Genomic DNA, 18,062 nt, shown 5'->3' on the forward strand with positions numbered 1-18,062 from the left:
GCTTTCTGTTCAAATCCCACGACAAAAATTCCTTTCCGCGTACAACGCCACGGGCCGATCCCAACAATAATCAATAAAAAGCCATACCGCTTACTTATACTCAGCAAACGCGCCGTTTTCGCAGATACTTTAGCGAGATGGGTTACTTTTTGGGTCAGGAGTTTCCATGTCACTGCCGTTCAAACCCCATATTATCGCCCTGCTCTGTAGCGCTGGCTTACTCGCGGCGGCAGGAACACTCTATGTGCAAAGCCGAACCCCAGCGACGATCGCTGAACCGCCTGCGCAGCAAGCGCCAGCGCCCGCAGCGTCGACGACACAGCCGGTGGCCGCCACTTACACCCAGGCGCAAATTGATCAGTGGGTCGCCCCTATCGCGCTCTACCCGGACAGCCTGCTGTCGCAGGTGTTGATGGCCTCCACTTATCCCGACAACGTCCTGCAGGCGGTCCAGTGGTCCCAGGATAACCCCGCGATGAAAGGGGATGCGGCCGTGCAGGCGGTTGCCAGCCAGCCGTGGGACCCTAGCGTCAAATCTCTTGTCGCTTTCCCTGCCCTGCTGGCGATGATGGGCGAGAATCCGCCCTGGGTGGAAAATCTTGGCAATGCGTTTTTGGCCCAGCCGCATGATGTGATGGATTCAGTGCAGCGCCTGCGCGCCATTGCCCAACAAACCGGGACGCTGAAATCCACACCGCAGCAGAAAGTGATTGTCACCCCTGCCGCACCGGTTTCAGCCAGCAGCAGCACGGCAGCAACCGCAACCGCCCACACAGCGGCGCCTGCGCCCACGCAGGTCATTAAAATAGAGCCGACCAATCCACAGGTGGTCTATGTTCCCAGCTATAACCCCTCCACCGTCTATGGTACCTGGCCGAACAGCGCCTATCCGCCGGTCTATCTGCCGCCCCCTCCCGGGGAGCAGTTTACCGATAGCTTCGTCAAAGGCTTCGGGTACAGCCTCGGCGTGGCCACCACCTGGGCGCTGTTCAGCAGTATCGACTGGGATGATGATGACCATCACCATCACGATGACGACTACCACCACGGCGATTACTCGCATAATGGCGATAACATCAATATTAATGTAAATAATTTCAATCATATAACAGGAGAAAACCTGCCGGGAAACCACGTTAACTGGCAGCACAATCCTGCCTATCGCGGACACACACCGTATCCCGATAATACGGTAGCTCAGCGCTTCCATCAGACCAACGTTTCCGGCGGACTGAGCGCGACCCAACATGCGCCAGTCGATCGCGAAGCGCAGCGCCAGGCAGCGATGACCCAGCTGCAGCATAACGTACCGACGGCCACAGCGGGCAACCTGGCGGCAAACAACACCTCACGCGACGCCCAGCGTCAGGCGGCCTCAGCGCAGCTGAAGCAAGCCACCCAACGCAGTAATTACCGCGGTTACGACAGTACGCCGACCCAACAGCAGCGTCGCGAGGCGGCAAAAACGCAGCTGAAAAACCCCACGCCGCAGCAACAGCAGCGTCGAGAAGCCGCCAGGAGCCACGAGCAGAACCGCACACCTCAGCAGCAGCAGCGCCGGCAGCAGTTCCAGTCCGCCACGCCAGCCCAGCGTCAGCAGACGCTCAGCCATCTGCGCGCCAACGCCCTTAGCGGCAACGAAAGCCGCGCCCCCTCCTGGCAAGCGCAGCAGGAACGAGGACTGCAGAGCCGCCAGTTTTCCGGCGTAAACCGCGAGTTACGCGATGGCGCCAGAGAACGTCTTTCCGAGCACCATGAACTGCGTCGCCGCTAAGGATGAGCAGAATGAGAAACCCATTATCCGTTGCCCTGTTTACGTTAATGCTGTCGCCGCTTGCCGCCTTCGCCCAACAGCAGTTTGCCACGCCGGAACAGGCCGCAACTGCGCTGGCCGAAGCGATCAGCCAGCCTAATGAAGCCGCGCTGAGCGAAGTACTCGGCGATAACTGGCAGCAGTTTTTACCCACGGACGGGATCGACCCTGCCGCCGTCGATCGCTTTCAACGCGACTGGCAGGTGAAACATGTCATCATCCAGCAGGGTGACAAAGCCTGGCTCGATGTCGGTAGCGAGGCATGGCGTCTGCCCGTGCCTATCGTAAAAGCGTCTGAGGGATGGCGCTTTGATATGGCCGCTGGCGAAGAGGAGATCCTCACCCGCGCCATCGGCCGCAATGAGCTTTCGGCGATCGCCGCAATGCATGCCTATGTTGATGCCCAGCAGGACTATTATCATCTGAACCACCGCTGGGCGCAGAAAATCATCAGTAGCGAAGGCAAAAAAGATGGCTTGTACTGGCCAACTTCGCCGGGCGAAGCGCCAAGCCCGCTCGGTCCGGCCTTTAGCCCGACGGTGCCCGGTAGCGGCTACCATGGCTATCGCTTTCGAATTATCGCCGGTCGCGATGACCAGAGCGTCGCCTTGCTGGCCTGGCCGATAGCCTGGGGTGAAACCGGCGTGATGAGCTTTATGATCGATCAACAGGATAGGGTCTATCAGGCCAATCTCGGTGAAGAGAGCGCCGCAAAGGCACAGGAGATAACGCGCTTTACCCCCGACGCTGACGCCGGCTGGCAGGTGGCAGAACCTTAAAAAAAACGCCCGGTTGCACTCACGCAACCGGGCGTTTTCATTCACTTAGCCCTGGTGAGGCATCAGAGAAGGATCGCCGGCAAAGGCTGGTTTTGTGCTGGATAATGCCGCTTCGTCAGCGCTGATGCTACCGGAATTCGCCGCCCATACCCCCTCATTGGTCTTCGTCACCTGCTGATGCTGGGCATTCAGATCCTGGCCCATCGCCGCAATGTGGGTCGTTTCCGTACCGCCGCTGTTGTCCGCCCAGGGAATGTTGGCGTCAGCGGCGTAAGCCACACCGGTAAAAAACGTTGCAGCGACCAGCGCTGTGGTTAAAAAGCGTTTCATCTCACACCTCATCGATATCGTTAACTACCTATAAGTTTACTGAGTGACTATTTTCAAAGTATGTATGAGGTGTAGCGGTTTATGAACAGTGACATAGTTCTAAACATCAGGCATAAAAAAAGCGGCTCCCGGAGCCGCTTATGCTTTTTTCCTGAAAGAAAAAGTTACTTTTTCTTCGCTTTGGCGTTTGGCAGGTCGGTGATGCTGCCTTCGAACACTTCCGCCGCCAGGCCAACGGACTCGTGCAGAGTCGGGTGAGCGTGGATGGTCAGGGCGATGTCTTCAGCGTCACAGCCCATCTCGATAGCCAGGCCGATCTCACCCAGCAGCTCGCCGCCGTTGGTGCCGACAATCGCGCCGCCGATAACACGGTGGGTCTCTTTGTCGAAGATCAGTTTGGTCATACCATCTGCGCAGTCAGAAGCGATAGCACGGCCGGAAGCAGCCCACGGGAAGGTGGCGGTTTCGTAGCTGATGCCTTTCTCTTTCGCTTCTTTCTCGGTCAGACCGACCCATGCCACTTCTGGTTCAGTGTAGGCGATGGATGGGATCACTTTCGGATCGAAGTAGTGTTTCAGACCGGAGATAACTTCTGCGGCAACGTGGCCTTCATGGACACCTTTGTGCGCCAGCATCGGCTGACCGACGATATCGCCGATAGCAAAGATGTGCGGCACGTTGGTGCGCATTTGTTTGTCAACGCGGATGAAGCCGCGATCGTCAACTTCCACGCCAGCTTTACCTGCATCGAGGTTTTTACCATTCGGTACGCGGCCGATAGCGACCAGCACTGCGTCGTAACGCTGCGCTTCCGCCGGTGCTTTTTTACCTTCCATGGAAACGTAAATACCGTCTTCTTTCGCTTCAACGGCAGTCACTTTGGTTTCCAGCATCAGGTTAAATTTCTTGCTGATGCGTTTGGTGAAGACTTTCACCACGTCTTTGTCGGCAGCCGGGATAACCTGGTCGAACATTTCCACCACGTCAATCTCTGAACCCAGCGCATGGTATACGGTACCCATTTCCAGACCGATGATACCGCCGCCCATCACCAGCATGCGTTTCGGTACAGATTTCAGTTCCAGCGCGTCGGTGGAGTCCCATACGCGCGGATCTTCATGCGGGATAAACGGCAGCTGAATCGGACGGGAACCCGCCGCGATGATAGCGTTGTCGAAGTTGATCACGGTTTTGCCGTTTTCGCCTTCCACTTCCAGGGTGTTAGCGCCGGTAAATTTACCCAGACCGTTAACCACCTTCACTTTACGACCTTTGGCCATGCCAGCCAGACCACCGGTCAGCTGAGTGATGACTTTTTCTTTCCAGGTGCGGATCTTGTCAATGTCAGTTTTCGGTTCGCCGAAAACGATGCCGTGTTCGGCCAGCGCTTTCGCTTCTTCGATAACTTTTGCCACGTGCAGCAGCGCTTTAGAAGGGATACAACCCACGTTCAGACAAACACCACCGAGGGTGCTGTAACGTTCTACGATGACGGTTTCCAGACCTAAATCAGCGCAACGGAAGGCTGCAGAGTAACCTGCGGGGCCTGCCCCAAGTACCACGACCTGAGTTTTGATTTCAGTACTCATCATGACCTCTGTAATTTATATCCGGCGGGTCTGACGCTATTATTCTTACGCCCAAGTCCACCGGGACGTTCTATCCGCGTGTATTTTACAAAATTGTTAACAATTTTTAAACAACAAACGGCAAACGATTTTGTCCTTTGTTGCTGATAATCCCCAACAGCCTGAGGTTATCAGAAAAAAGCCGGCCGTCAGGCCGGCTTTCTCGATTACATCACCAGGCGGCGAATGTCGCTCAGGGTGTTGTTAATGATGGTAATGAAGCGGGCACCATCAGCACCGTCGATGACGCGGTGGTCGAAGGACAGAGAGATCGGCAGCATCAGGCGCGGCACAAACTCTTTACCATTCCATACCGGCTCCATCGCGGACTTAGACACGCCGAGGATGGCCACTTCCGGCGCGTTAACAATCGGCGCGAAGTGGGTGGTACCCAGGCCGCCGATGCTGGAGATGGTGAAGCAACCGCCCTGCATTTCGCCAGCCGTCAGTTTGCCATCGCGCGCTTTCTTCGAGATGGTGGTCAATTCACGAGACAGCTCGGTGATGCTCTTCTTGTTCACGTCTTTGAAGACCGGAACCACCAGACCGTTCGGGGTATCCACCGCCACACCGATGTTGATGTATTTCTTCAGCGTCAGGCGCTGACCATCTTCGGAGAGCGAGCTGTTGAAGCGCGGCATCTGCTCAAGCGCAGCGGCAACCGCTTTCATGATGAAGACCACTGGAGTGAATTTCACGTCCAGTTTACGCTTCTCAGCTTCGGCATTCTGCTGCTTGCGGAACGCTTCCAGATCGGTGATATCGGTTTTGTCGAAGTGGGTAACGTGCGGGATCATCACCCAGTTACGGCTCAGGTTGGCGCCAGAGATTTTCTGGATACGACCCAGCTCCACTTCTTCGACTTCGCCAAACTTGCTGAAGTCAACCTTCGGCCACGGCAGCATGCCCGGGATACCGCCGCCAGCGGCAGCCGCCGGTGCGGATTCAGCGCGTTTAACCGCGTCTTTCACGTAGGCCTGAACGTCTTCGCGCAGGATACGACCTTTACGGCCGGTGCCTTTCACTTTCGCCAGGTTAACACCGAACTCGCGCGCCAGGCGGCGAATCAGCGGGGTCGCGTGAACGTAGGCATCGTTTTCAGCGAATTCGCTTTTACCTTCTGCTTTCGCAGCCGGCGCAGCGGCAGGCTTAGCGGCCTGAGCCGGGGCAGCAGCTGGTGCCGGTGCAGCAGCCTGAGCCGGAGCGGCGGCAGGCGCAGCGCCTTCCACTTCGAAGACCATGATCAGGGAACCGGTTTTGACTTTATCGCCGGTGCTGATTTTGATCTCTTTAACGGTACCCGCGAACGGCGCCGGAACTTCCATAGAGGCTTTGTCGCCCTCTACGGTGATCAGGGACTGTTCCGCCGCGACTTTATCGCCGACTTTAACCATCACTTCGGTGACTTCAACTTCGTCGCCGCCGATGTCCGGGACGTTAACATCTTTCACGCCTGCTGCGGCAGCCGGAGCCGCAGCAGCCGGCGCGGCAGCCTGTGCCGGAGCGGCTGCAGGCGCAGCGCCCGCCACTTCGAAGATCATAATCAGGGAGCCGGTGGAAACTTTATCGCCGGTATTGATTTTGATCTCTTTGACGGTACCGGCGAACGGCGCCGGAACTTCCATAGAGGCTTTATCGCCTTCTACGGTGATCAGGGATTGCTCAGCGGCGATGGTGTCGCCCACTTTAACCATGATCTCGGTGACTTCGACTTCATCGCCGCCGATATCCGGGACGTGAACTTCTTTCGCTGCCGCGGCAGCCGCTGGAGCAGCGGCGGCCGGAGCGGCTTCTTTCTTCTCTTCCTGCGCAGGTGCAGCGGCGGCTGCACCTTCGGCGGAATCGAAAATCATAATCAGTTTGCCAGTCTCGGTTTTGTCGCCGACGGAGACTTTAATCTCTTTCACGACGCCAGCCTGCGGAGACGGGACTTCCATAGAGGCTTTGTCGCCTTCTACGGTGATCAGCGACTGTTCAGCTTCTACTTTGTCGCCAACTTTGACCAGGATCTCGGTGATTTCAACTTCATCAGCCCCGATGTCCGGTACTTTGATTTCGATAGCCATTATTCTTTTACCTCTTACGCCAGACGCGGGTTAACTTTTTCTGCATCGATGTCGAATTTCGCGATAGCGTCAGCCACCACTTTCTTATCGATTTCACCACGTTTAGCCAGTTCGCCCAGCGCTGCTACGACCACATAGGAAGCATCGACTTCGAAGTGGTGACGCAGGTTTTCACGGCTGTCGGAACGACCGAAGCCATCGGTACCCAGTACGCGGTAATCATCAGCCGGTACGTAAGTACGAACCTGCTCAGCGAACAGTTTCATATAGTCAGTGGATGCCACTGCCGGAGCGTCGTTCATTACCTGAGCGATATACGGCACGCGCGGGGTTTCCAGCGGGTGCAGCATGTTCCAGCGTTCGCAATCCTGGCCATCACGCGCCAGTTCGGTGAAGGAGGTAACGCTATACACGTCGGAACCCACGCCGTAGTCTTTCGCCAGGATCTGCGCTGCTTCACGCACGTGACGCAGGATAGAACCGGAGCCCAGCAGCTGAACTTTACCTTTGCTACCTTCGATGGTTTCGAGTTTGTAGATACCTTTACGGATACCTTCCTCGGCGCCTTCCGGCATGGCCGGCATGTGGTAGTTTTCGTTCAGCGTAGTGATGTAGTAGTAAACGTTCTCTTGCGCTTCGCCGTACATACGGACCAGACCATCATGCATGATGACAGCCACTTCATAGGCGTACGCCGGGTCGTAAGAGATACAGTTCGGGATAGTCAGCGACTGAATGTGGCTGTGACCATCTTCGTGCTGCAGACCTTCGCCGTTCAGGGTAGTACGACCGGAAGTCCCGCCAATCAGGAAGCCGCGAGCCTGCTGATCGCCAGCCGCCCAGCACAGATCGCCGATACGCTGGAAGCCGAACATCGAGTAGTAGATGTAGAACGGGATCATCGGCAGGTTGTTGGTGCTGTAAGAGGTCGCAGCAGCCAGCCAGGATGCGCCTGCGCCCAGCTCGTTGATCCCTTCCTGCAGAATCTGGCCTTTCTCGTCTTCTTTGTAGTAAGCAACCTGCTCACGGTCCTGCGGGGTATACTGCTGGCCGTTCGGGCTGTAAATACCGATCTGACGGAACAGACCTTCCATACCGAAGGTACGCGCTTCGTCGGCGATGATCGGCACCAGACGATCTTTGATCGACTTGTTCTTCAGCATCACGTTCAGGGCGCGAACGAAAGCGATAGTGGTAGAGATTTCTTTGTTTTGCTCTTCCAGCAGCGCGCTGAAGTCGGCCAGGGTCGGCAGCTCGAGTTTCTCAGTGAACTTCGGCTGACGAGTCGGCAGATAGCCGTTCAGCTTCTGACGCTGAGCGTGCAGGTAAGTGTGCTCTTCGGAACCCTCCGGGAAGGTTACGTACGGCAGTTTTTCGAGATCGGCATCCGCCACCGGCACATTGAAACGATCGCGGACGTAGCGAACACCGTCCATGTTCATTTTCTTAACCTGGTGCGCGATGTTCTTACCTTCAGCGGTATCGCCCATACCATAACCTTTAATGGTATGCGCCAGGATCACGGTCGGCTGACCTTTGGTCTCCTGCGCTTTCTTCAATGCAGCGTAGACTTTCTTCGGATCGTGACCACCGCGGTTCAGAGCCCAGATCTGCTCGTCAGTCCAGTCAGCGACCAGGGCAGCGGTTTCCGGATATTTGCCGAAGAAGTGCTCACGAACGTAAGCGCCGTCTTTGGATTTGAAGGTCTGGTAGTCGCCGTCAACGGTTTCGTTCATCAGCTGAATCAGCTTACCGCTGGTGTCTTTACGCAGCAGCTCATCCCAACGGCCGCCCCAGATAACCTTGATAACGTTCCAGCCAGCACCACCGAAGATGCCTTCCAGTTCGTTAATGATTTTGCCGTTACCGGTGACCGGGCCGTCCAGACGCTGCAGGTTGCAGTTGATGACGAAGACCAGGTTGTCCAGTTTTTCACGGGTGGCGATGGTGATAGCGCCTTTTGATTCCGGCTCATCCATCTCGCCGTCGCCCAGGAAGGCGTAAACGGTTTGTTCGGAGGTGTCTTTCAGACCGCGGTGTTCCAGATATTTCAGGAATTTGGCCTGATAGATAGCGCCCAACGGCCCCAGACCCATGGATACGGTCGGGAACTGCCAGAATTCCGGCATCAGTTTCGGGTGCGGATAAGAGGACAGACCCTTGCCGTGAACTTCCTGGCGGAAGTTGTCCATCTGCTCTTCGGTCAGACGGCCTTCCAGGAACGCACGTGCATATACGCCCGGAGAGATGTGACCCTGGAAGTACACCAGATCGCCGCCATCTTTCTCAGTGCGCGCACGGAAGAAGTGGTTGAAGCAGACTTCGTAGAAGGTCGCGGAAGACTGATAGGACGCCATGTGGCCGCCCAGTTCGAGATCTTTTTTCGACGCGCGCAGAACGGTCATGATGGCGTTCCAGCGAATCGCAGAACGAATGCGACGTTCCAGATCCAGATTGCCCGGGTATTCCGGCTCATCTTCAACGGCAATAGTGTTGACGTAGTTGCCGGCGGAAGCGCCTGCAGCAACCTTCACTCCGCCTTTACGGGCTTCAGAAAGGAGTTGGTCAATCAGATACTGAGCGCGCTCAACACCTTCTTCACGGATGACCGATTCGATCGCCTGTAGCCAGTCGCGAGTTTCGATCGGATCCACGTCATTGTGTAAACGTTCTGACATGGGGGTATTCCTTATCTATCTAATCGTTGATTAATCTGGAACCTGTCCCATTGAACTCTTCGTTCTTCACGCTGGAACAACCAAAAATTCAATAAGACAGGTTCTGCGTTTAGTTGCCGCGCTCTAAAAATGGCGCTTAAGAACCGGAGTTCTCGTCCTTTCGTTGCTGTAAACGACGCAGTGAGCGCTCTCGACGGCTCTGCTCACGACTACGATCCAGCAAAATTTCCTCAATGAACGCCAGGTGACGGTGCGACGCTTCACGCGCCTGCTCCGGCTCCCCGGCCATTATCGCCTCGAAAATGCGAGTGCGATGGTTGCTGACCAACGGGAGCATTTCCCGCCGGGCATACAGCAATTCAAAGTTCTGACGCACGTTTTGCGCCAACATCGGCTCCATACACCTTAGCAGATGAAGCAACACCACATTGTGTGCCGCCTCGGTGACGGCGATTTGATACTGGACGACGGCGCCGGACTCTGCGTCCAAATCGCCCGACTGCTGAGCGCGTTCAATAGCCTGATGCAGCTCACGGATACGGTCGCGATCCTCATCATTGCTGCGCAGCGCCGCGTAATAGGCCGCGATGCCTTCCAGCGCGTGACGGGTCTCAAGCAGATCGAATTGGGATTCAGGGTGATCGGACAGCAGCTCAACCAGCGGATCGCTGAAGCTCTGCCACAGGCGGCTCTGAACAAACGTTCCACCTCCCTGACGACGAAGCAACAAGCCCTTGGCTTCGAGGCGTTGAATCGCCTCACGCAGCGAGGGGCGGGAAACGTCGAACTGTTTAGCCAGTTCGCGTTCTGGCGGGAGTTTTTCACCGGGGCGCAAGGTCCCCTCAAGAATCAGAAACTCCAGCTGCTGCTCTATCACATCGGATAATTTTGGTTGGCGGATTTTGCTGTAGGCCATATTCCCTGTCTCTGCCATTAGCCCGGAGTCAATTGGTCTTACCAATTTAAAGTTCGTAGCGCTAAAGTAACAAAGTATTCACCTTCTGTCCATACAGGTTTTGATTGAAATCAGTAAACCCGGGACATTTTAACAACCTTACAGAAATAACATTTCAGAAATGTAACCTTGCACAAATGTTACGTTTACTCACAAAGAGGTAGCCTTAACTTTATAGAAACGAAAAATTACGCTTTCTGAACCGATTCAACGCTGCAATAAATAAATAAAAAGTCATTTAAAGTGAATAAATAATGACAAAGCAGCATGCATCAAAATACGACAGATTGTGACTATTGATGTCTTTTTAGACACATCGTCATCATCCCTTGATAAAGCAGGTGCATTCAAACGCGCTTACCACTATTCTGCCGGAGACGAAAGGCCTTTTTAGGAATTACCACACAGCCTTCCGTAAATAAAACAATACAGAAACGGAAGTTCCTGAATACACAAACACAACAATATGTGCGCGCCATCACTCAGGTAAAAAGTGGGCCACTTCGCCAAAATTTTCGCTGGCTATGCTTTCAGGCAGGGACAGCAGTGAAGCAGCAACCTGACGGATGACGTACACAAAAAATAACCACACACGAGGTTTCATATGGAAGGTCAACAGCACGGCGATCGGCTGAAGCGCGGCCTGAAAAACCGTCACATTCAGCTCATCGCGCTGGGCGGGGCTATCGGCACCGGCCTGTTTCTGGGGAGCGCGTCCGTCATTCAGTCCGCCGGCCCGGGTATCATTCTTGGTTACGCTATCGCCGGTTTTATCGCTTTCCTGATCATGCGTCAGCTGGGCGAAATGGTGGTGGAAGAGCCGGTGGCCGGCTCATTTAGCCACTTTGCTTACAAATACTGGGGCGGTTTTGCCGGCTTCGCCTCCGGCTGGAACTACTGGGTACTGTATGTCCTGGTGGCCATGGCGGAACTGACCGCCGTTGGCAAATATATCCAGTTCTGGTGGCCGGAAATCCCTACCTGGGCCTCGGCGGCGGTCTTCTTCATCGCCATCAACGCCATTAACCTGACCAATGTCAAAGTGTTCGGTGAAATGGAATTCTGGTTCGCGATTATCAAAGTGGTCGCCGTAGTGGCGATGATTTTGTTCGGCGGCTGGCTGCTGTTCAGCGGCAACGGCGGCCCGCAGGCGACGGTACGTAACCTGTGGGACCAGGGGGGCTTCCTGCCGCACGGCTTTTACGGGCTGGTGATGATGATGGCGATCATCATGTTCTCCTTTGGCGGCCTGGAGCTGGTGGGCATCACCGCCGCGGAAGCGGATAATCCGGAGCAAAGCATTCCTAAAGCCACCAATCAGGTTATTTACCGTATTCTGATCTTCTATGTTGGTTCGCTGGCGGTGCTGCTCTCCCTGCTGCCGTGGACCCGCGTCACCGCGGACACCAGTCCGTTCGTCCTGATCTTCCATGAACTTGGCGATACGCTGGTGGCAAACGCTCTGAACGTGGTGGTGCTGACGGCAGCACTGTCGGTTTATAACAGCTGCGTGTACTGCAACAGCCGTATGCTGTTCGGCCTTGCTCAGCAGGGCAACGCGCCAAAAGCGCTGCTCAGCGTCGACAAACGCGGCGTGCCGGTGAATACCATTCTCGTCTCGGCCCTGGTCACTGCGCTGTGCGTGCTGATCAACTACCTGGCGCCTGAATCTGCTTTCGGTCTGCTGATGGCGCTGGTGGTCTCAGCCCTGGTCATCAACTGGGCGATGATCAGCCTCGCGCATATGAAATTCCGTCGCGCCAAAAAGCAGCAGGGCGTGGTCACGCGTTTCCCGGCCCTCTTCTATCCGCTGGGCAACTGGCTGTGCCTGCTGTTTATGGCGGCGGTGCTGGTGATTATGCTGATGACCCCGGGGATGGCGATTTCCGTCTGGCTGATCCCGGTATGGATTGCGGTGCTGGGCGTGGGCTACCTGTTTAAAGAGAAAGCCGCCGCCACCATAAAAGCACAATAATACATCTCATCAATACTTCACTTTGCTCTGCGCCCTCCCCTGAATAATGGGCGCAGAGCATTGTTATCTGCTTCACACTTTCCCCTCCATAGCTTATTTATCCATATCGTCAACGAGTTCCTGCAACGTATTTCTGCCAACCGCAGCCAATAATTCTCTCCATACTGCAACGGAGAGACCGCACATGGCAGAGAACACGCTTTCAATAAGAGAAAAGATTGGTTACGGGATGGGTGATGCCGGATGCAATATTATCTTTGGCGCCATCATGCTGTTTGTGAACTATTTTTACACTGATATATTCGGACTAGCGCCGGCGCTGGTCGGCGTACTTCTGCTCTCGGTGCGAGTCATCGATGCGGTAACCGACCCTATCATGGGCGCTCTTGCCGACCGCACCCGTAGTAAATATGGTCGCTTTCGTCCATGGCTGCTGTGGATCGCCTTCCCCTACGCCCTGTTCAGCGTCCTGATGTTCACCACTCCTGAGTGGACCTACAATAGCAAAGTCATCTATGCGTTTGTGACCTACTTTCTGCTGTCGATTACCTATACCGCGATTAATATTCCCTACTGCTCGCTGGGAACGGTGATGACCGCCGATCCGAAAGAGCGTGTTGCCTGCCAGTCTTATCGTTTCGTCATGGTGGGTATCGCCACGCTCCTGCTGTCATTGACGCTGCTGCCAATGGCCGACTGGTTCGGCGGCGCCGATAAAGCGAAGGGCTACCAGATGGCGATGACCGTGCTGGCCTTTATCGGTATGTGTATGTTCCTGTTCTGCTTCGCCACCGTGCGCGAACGTATCCGCCCGGCGGTGCAGACGAATGACGAACTGAAAAAAGATCTGAAAGACGTCTGGAAAAATGACCAGTGGGTGCGCATCCTGCTGCTCACGCTGTGCAACGTCTGTCCGGGCTTTATCCGCATGGCCGCCACCATGTACTACGTCACCTGGGTGATGGGACAAAGCACCCATTTTGCCACCCTGTTTATCAGCCTCGGCGTAGTTGGGATGATGATTGGCAGCATGCTGGCGAAAGTCCTGACCGACCGCTGGTGCAAACTGCAGGTTTTCTTCTGGACCAATATCTTGCTGGCCGTGTTCTCCTGCGCCTTCTATTTCTTTAATCCACACGCCACCACGCTGATTATGGTGCTCTACTTCCTGCTCAACATTCTGCATCAAATCCCTTCCCCGCTACACTGGTCGCTAATGTCCGACGTTGACGACTACGGCGAATGGAAAACCGGCAAGCGCATCACCGGTATCAGCTTCTCCGGTAATCTGTTCTTCCTCAAGGTCGGCCTGGCGGTCGCCGGGGCAATGGTCGGTTTCCTGCTGTCATGGTACGGCTACGACGCCGGCGCGAAAGCGCAAAGCGCCTCCGCGCTGAACGGTATCGTGCTGCTATTCTCAGTCATTCCCGGCGTCGGCTATCTGATCACCGCCGGCGTGGTGCGCCTGCTGAAGGTTGACCGTACCCTGATGCGCCAGATTCAGAGCGATCTGGAGAAGCGCCGCAGCAACTACAGCGAGCTGAACGAATACCAGGAACTGAAAACCAGTGAACACGTAAGGAAAGCCTGATGAACAACTGGCCAAACCCCTTTATTGAACAGCGTGCAGACCCCTTTATCCTGCGCCATCTTAGCCACTACTACTTTATTGCCTCGGTGCCGGAATACGACCGGCTGGAGATCCGGCGCGCGGTAACCCTTGAAGGATTACGCGATGCTGAGCCGGTCGTGGTTTGGCGCGCGCCGCAAAGCGGGCCGATGAGCCAGCTGATTTGGGCGCCGGAGCTGCATGAAATAGACGGTAAGTGGTATATCTATTTTGCCGCCACCCATACTCACGATCTGGATGCGCTGGGGATGTTCCAGCATCGCATGTTCGTTCTCGAGTGCGCTGACAGCGATCCGCTGACCGGCCGCTGGCAGGAAAAAGGCCAGGTGGTCACGCCTTTCGATACCTTCGCCCTCGATGCCACCACTTTTACCCATCAGGGGAAACGCTGGTATCTGTGGGCGCAAAAATCCCCGCATATCGAAGGCAACTCAAACTTGTATCTCGCCGAAATGGCTAACCCGTGGACGTTAAAAGGCGATCCGGTCATGCTGAGCAAGCCGGAGTTCGACTGGGAGTGCCGGGGATTTAAGGTCAACGAAGGGCCTGCGGTACTGATGCATGGCGATAAGCTATTTATCAGCTATTCCGCCAGCGCCACCGATGAAAACTACTGCATGGGGTTGTTATGGATCGACCGGCAGGCCGATCCGCTGCAGCCGGCAAACTGGCATAAAGCTCCGCAGCCGGTGTTCCGCACCAGCTATGAAAACCGCCAGTATGGCCCAGGTCATAATAGTTTTACCCAAACGCCGGAAGGGGAAGATGTGCTGGTGTATCACGCGCGGAATTACACTGAGATAGAAGGCGACCCGCTGTATGATCCCAATCGCCATACGCGGTTAAAGCTGGTCAGCTGGCGGGAAGACGGGATGCCCGACTTCGGTATTCCACCGGCGGATACGCTGTAGCGGTTCGGAATGTTACCCGCTGGCGCGGGTTCTCCAGGCCGGGTCAGGCGAAGCCGCCGCCCGGCAACATGACCAGCACGGCGTCTGATATATCGCCCGGCGGCGCTGTTGCTTGCCGGGTCTACTTGACGTGAGCCTGCGGGTGACTCGCCAGGCCGGATAAGCGCAGCGCCATCAGGCAACAAAAGCCCCGCAGGTACGTACATCGTGGCAGGCAGCGCGCGGGCTCAGGCCGTTAAACCAGGGTACCGTAAATCGTCAGCAGCGCCATAATCACCACTACCACCAGCGAAGTCTTCTTAGCCATCGATACCGCAGCCTTCGGCGTCGCTACTTTATCCACGTGCGGCTCACGGGCCAGGGAATACTGCGCCAGGCGGGTCAACACCTGATACTGCGACGAATGGCGGTCGCCCAGCGAAGCAAACCACGCCGGGAGCGCTTTTTCACCATGGCCCACCAGGGCATAGACCACCCCCACCAGACGCACCGGCAGCCAGTCCACAATATGCAGGATACCATCGATCCCGGACTGCAACCGGTGGTGCGGCGTCTGGTAGCGCGCCAGCCATGTCTGCCAGGCGCGCAGTACGCTGTAGGCGATAAGCGTCAGCGGGCCCCAGGCGCCCCCCACGACAAACCAGAAAAGCGGCGCCAGATAGTATCGATAGTTAATCCACAGCAGCGCATTTTGCAGTTCGCTAAGGTACTCACGCTCATCACAGCCCGGCGGCACGCCGTGAATCAGCGTCAGCTCGCTGGCCATGGCATCGCAGGCGCGACTGTCATTGCGCGACGCCGCTTTCAGATAGGCATGGTAGTGCAGCCGAACTTTGCCGGCGCCAATGCATAGCAGGCCCAGTAAAATCCAGAACACCAGCAGCGGTATGTTAAACAGCTGCCCCTGCAGCAGACGCTGAATGATATACACGACCGCGACGGCCACCAGCGTCATCAGCAGCGTGCCCGGTAACGAGAAATGTTTTATCCGGCGAAACACCACCTCCAGCCGATGATCAAGCTGCCAGTGTTCGCCCAGCTTAAACAGCCGTTCGGCGATAAGCACCAACAGCGTCGTAAACAGCGTCATGAGGTCTCCTTTTCTGACGGGGCGCTGAGCAGCGCACGGTATTTTATCCAGTCAAAGGCCGGTCCTGGATCGGTTTTCCGCACGGGCGCGATATCGCTGTGGCCCGCAATGTTTTCGGCGATAGCCGGATAAAGCGCGATCAGCAGATCCGTCACCGCCGCCAGCTGCCGGTACTGCGCGTCGGTATACGCCAGAGTATCGGTGCCTTCCAGCTCTATGCCGATGGAAAAGTCATTGCAGCGTTCGCGTCCCTGATAACAGGAGACGCCCGCATGCCACGCCCGCTTATCGAAAGGCACATACTGCACGATTTCGCCATCACGGCGAATCAGACAATGCGCCGAAACGCGCAGATGAGCAATCTCGGCAAAGAAAGGATGCGCGTGCGGATCCAGGGTACCAGTGAACAGCGCATCAATCCACGGACCACCAAATTCCCCCGGTGGCAGGCTAATGTTATGCACCACCAGTAAGGAAGGGGTCTCTTCATCCGGACGGCAGTCATGGTGCGGCGAGGGAACCCGACGCGCGCCGACCAACCACCCCTCGTTCAACTGCATGCGGGATCTCCTTTCGCGAACTCATGCTTCCGGGCCACACGCCGGCCCAAAGGATGAAGTGTGTATGGTACTGAAACGTCGTTCAGGTTAGCATGTTTCCCACTTCTGAATCTTATCTATCTGGAGCTTTATCATGTCGCCTCGTCGTTACAACCCCGACCGCCGCCGTGACGTGCTGCTGGAACGTATTAATCTCGATATTACCGATGCTGTCGCACACTCCCTGCGGGAAGATCTGGGCGGCGAAGTCGACGCCAACAACGATATTAGCGCGCAATTATTGCCGCAGGATGCACGCTCCCATGCGGTGGTCATTACTCGTGAAGATGGCGTCTTCTGTGGCAAACGCTGGGTGGAAGAGGTCTTTATTCAGCTCGCCGGTGACGACGTGAATATCACCTGGCACGTGGCCGACGGCGATGCGGTCAAAGCCGACCAGCCGCTGTTCGAATTGGAAGGCCCGTCGCGTATTCTGCTCACCGGCGAACGCACGGCGCTGAACTTTGTGCAAACCCTCTCCGGCGTCGCCAGCGTCGTCCGTCGCTATGTCGACCTGCTCGCCGGCACCAAAACCCAACTGCTGGATACGCGCAAAACGCTGCCAGGGCTGCGTACCGCGCTGAAATACGCGGTACTCTGCGGCGGCGGCGCCAACCATCGACTGGGCCTGTTCGACGCGTTCCTGATTAAAGAAAACCACATTATCGCCTCCGGATCGATCCGTCAGGCAGTGGAAAAGGCGTTCTGGCTGCATCCTGATGTGCCGGTGGAAGTGGAAGTGGAAACCCTGGATGAACTGGAGCAGGCGTTAAAAGCCGGGGCTGATATCATTATGCTCGATAACTTCACCACCGATCTGATGCGCGAGGCGGTGAAAATTACCGCAGGCCAGGCGGCGCTGGAGGTCTCCGGCAACGTTACCTTTGACACCATCCGCGAATTCGCCGATACCGGCGTCGACTATATTTCCGTCGGCGCCCTGACCAAACATGTGCAGGCGCTCGACCTGTCGATGCGCTTCCGCTGAGCAACAGGCCTTCACGCTTCCGGGCGTGAAGGCCTGAATTTGCGGCCCGCCTCGCAGTCGCCCGTGCTCACCATGAAATCCAGATAAAAACCCTGGAACCCGCTTTCCCGGATCGTTTTCGCCCCCTCGCCTGCGCCCCTCAATCCCTTCACAGTGCTCCTGTCACAACAAGGAGCGACTTATGGATAAACAACGAGGTTTTACCCTGATTGAACTGATGGTGGTTATCGGAATCATCGCCATTCTTAGCGCCATCGGCATTCCGGCCTACCAGAACTACCTGCGTAAAGCCGCCCTCACCGACCTGCTGCAGACCTTTGTCCCTTACCGGACAGCCATCGAACTTTGCGCGCTCGATCATGGCGGCCTAACGCCATGCGACGGCGGCAGCAACGGCATTCCCTCGCCGACAACCACGCGCTACCTCTCCGCCATGAGCGTGGCCAAAGGGGTCGTCACCCTCACCGGTCAGGAGAGTCTGAACGGACTGGGGGTCACCCTGACGCCGACCTGGGACAATGCCGAGGGCGTCACCGGCTGGCAGCGCGTCTGCACCATCACCGGCAATAGCGCGCTTCAGCAGGCCTGCGAAGACGTTTTCCGGGTGAAGTGAGGGCTAA

Annotated in this window: 14 protein-coding genes; 7 read left to right on the forward strand and 7 right to left on the reverse strand. The window is 56.3% G+C overall.

Annotation, left to right across the window (positions count from 1 at the left end; genetic code table 11):
• The first annotated feature begins 166 nt into the window (after window positions 1–166).
• Together IB144_RS21735 and IB144_RS21740 are read left to right on the forward strand one after the other, a co-directional pair.
• Window positions 167–1,774: a DUF3300 domain-containing protein gene (locus tag IB144_RS21735; protein ID WP_048265181.1), complete on the forward strand. Its 1,608-nt coding sequence runs from the start codon at window positions 167–169 to the stop codon at window positions 1,772–1,774.
• 11 nt (window positions 1,775–1,785) lie between these two features.
• Window positions 1,786–2,592 (forward strand): DUF2950 family protein, encoded by an 807-nt coding sequence (locus IB144_RS21740; protein WP_002888733.1) that lies wholly within the window; start codon window positions 1,786–1,788, stop codon window positions 2,590–2,592.
• 45 nt (window positions 2,593–2,637) lie between these two features.
• On the opposite strand, the gene IB144_RS21745 is transcribed toward IB144_RS21740, so the two are convergent.
• From IB144_RS21745 to pdhR, 5 genes are all read right to left on the reverse strand, one after another.
• Window positions 2,638–2,922 carry a hypothetical protein gene (locus IB144_RS21745; RefSeq protein ID WP_004177403.1) on the reverse strand — a complete coding sequence of 95 codons (285 nt, stop codon included), beginning with the start codon at window positions 2,920–2,922 and terminating at the stop codon, window positions 2,638–2,640.
• Between the two features lie 164 nt (window positions 2,923–3,086).
• Window positions 3,087–4,511, reverse strand: coding sequence for a dihydrolipoyl dehydrogenase (lpdA, locus tag IB144_RS21750; protein ID WP_002888731.1), 1,425 nt, complete (start codon window positions 4,509–4,511; stop codon window positions 3,087–3,089).
• Between the two features lie 206 nt (window positions 4,512–4,717).
• Window positions 4,718–6,616 carry a pyruvate dehydrogenase complex dihydrolipoyllysine-residue acetyltransferase gene (gene aceF / locus IB144_RS21755; protein WP_004147092.1) on the reverse strand — a complete coding sequence of 633 codons (1,899 nt, stop codon included), beginning with the start codon at window positions 6,614–6,616 and terminating at the stop codon, window positions 4,718–4,720.
• 14 nt (window positions 6,617–6,630) lie between these two features.
• On the reverse strand, window positions 6,631–9,294 hold the full coding sequence (gene aceE, locus IB144_RS21760; protein WP_002888700.1) for a pyruvate dehydrogenase (acetyl-transferring), homodimeric type: 2,664 nt from the start codon (window positions 9,292–9,294) through the stop codon (window positions 6,631–6,633).
• Window positions 9,295–9,430: 136 nt separating this feature from the next.
• A complete protein-coding gene (gene pdhR / locus IB144_RS21765) occupies window positions 9,431–10,210 on the reverse strand; it encodes a pyruvate dehydrogenase complex transcriptional repressor PdhR (RefSeq protein WP_002888699.1) in 780 nt (259 codons plus the stop codon).
• Window positions 10,211–10,853: 643 nt separating this feature from the next.
• Between pdhR and aroP the strand changes: the two genes are divergently transcribed.
• From aroP to IB144_RS21780, 3 genes are all read left to right on the forward strand, one after another.
• Window positions 10,854–12,224 (forward strand): aromatic amino acid transporter AroP, encoded by a 1,371-nt coding sequence (aroP, locus tag IB144_RS21770; RefSeq protein ID WP_004147090.1) that lies wholly within the window; start codon window positions 10,854–10,856, stop codon window positions 12,222–12,224.
• Window positions 12,225–12,408: 184 nt separating this feature from the next.
• On the forward strand, window positions 12,409–13,815 hold the full coding sequence (locus tag IB144_RS21775) for an MFS transporter (RefSeq protein WP_065888577.1): 1,407 nt from the start codon (window positions 12,409–12,411) through the stop codon (window positions 13,813–13,815).
• Window positions 13,815–14,765: a family 43 glycosylhydrolase gene (locus tag IB144_RS21780; RefSeq protein ID WP_038432109.1), complete on the forward strand. Its 951-nt coding sequence runs from the start codon at window positions 13,815–13,817 to the stop codon at window positions 14,763–14,765. The genes IB144_RS21775 and IB144_RS21780 overlap by 1 nt, the downstream gene beginning before the upstream one ends.
• 235 nt (window positions 14,766–15,000) lie before the next feature.
• Here IB144_RS21780 and ampE read toward each other — a convergent pair whose 3' ends face one another.
• Together ampE and ampD are read right to left on the reverse strand one after the other, a co-directional pair.
• Entirely contained in the window at window positions 15,001–15,855 is an 855-nt protein-coding gene (ampE, locus tag IB144_RS21785; protein WP_002888694.1) for a beta-lactamase regulator AmpE, read from the reverse strand.
• Complete coding sequence (gene ampD, locus IB144_RS21790) at window positions 15,852–16,415, reverse strand: 1,6-anhydro-N-acetylmuramyl-L-alanine amidase AmpD (protein ID WP_002888692.1); 564 nt, start codon at window positions 16,413–16,415, stop codon at window positions 15,852–15,854. Before ampD ends, ampE begins: the two co-directional genes overlap by 4 nt.
• Before the next feature lie 133 nt (window positions 16,416–16,548).
• On the opposite strand from ampD, the gene nadC reads away from it, so the two are divergent.
• Complete coding sequence (gene nadC / locus IB144_RS21795; protein WP_002888684.1) at window positions 16,549–17,442, forward strand: carboxylating nicotinate-nucleotide diphosphorylase; 894 nt, start codon at window positions 16,549–16,551, stop codon at window positions 17,440–17,442.
• 181 nt (window positions 17,443–17,623) lie between these two features.
• Window positions 17,624–18,055, forward strand: a complete 432-nt coding sequence (gene ppdD / locus IB144_RS21800) for a prepilin peptidase-dependent pilin (RefSeq protein WP_002888683.1) — start codon at window positions 17,624–17,626, stop codon at window positions 18,053–18,055.
• Window positions 18,056–18,062 lie beyond the last annotated feature (7 nt).

The sequence above is a fragment of the Klebsiella sp. K4 genome (genome assembly GCF_014596785.2).
GTDB lineage: Bacteria > Pseudomonadota > Gammaproteobacteria > Enterobacterales > Enterobacteriaceae > Klebsiella > Klebsiella pneumoniae.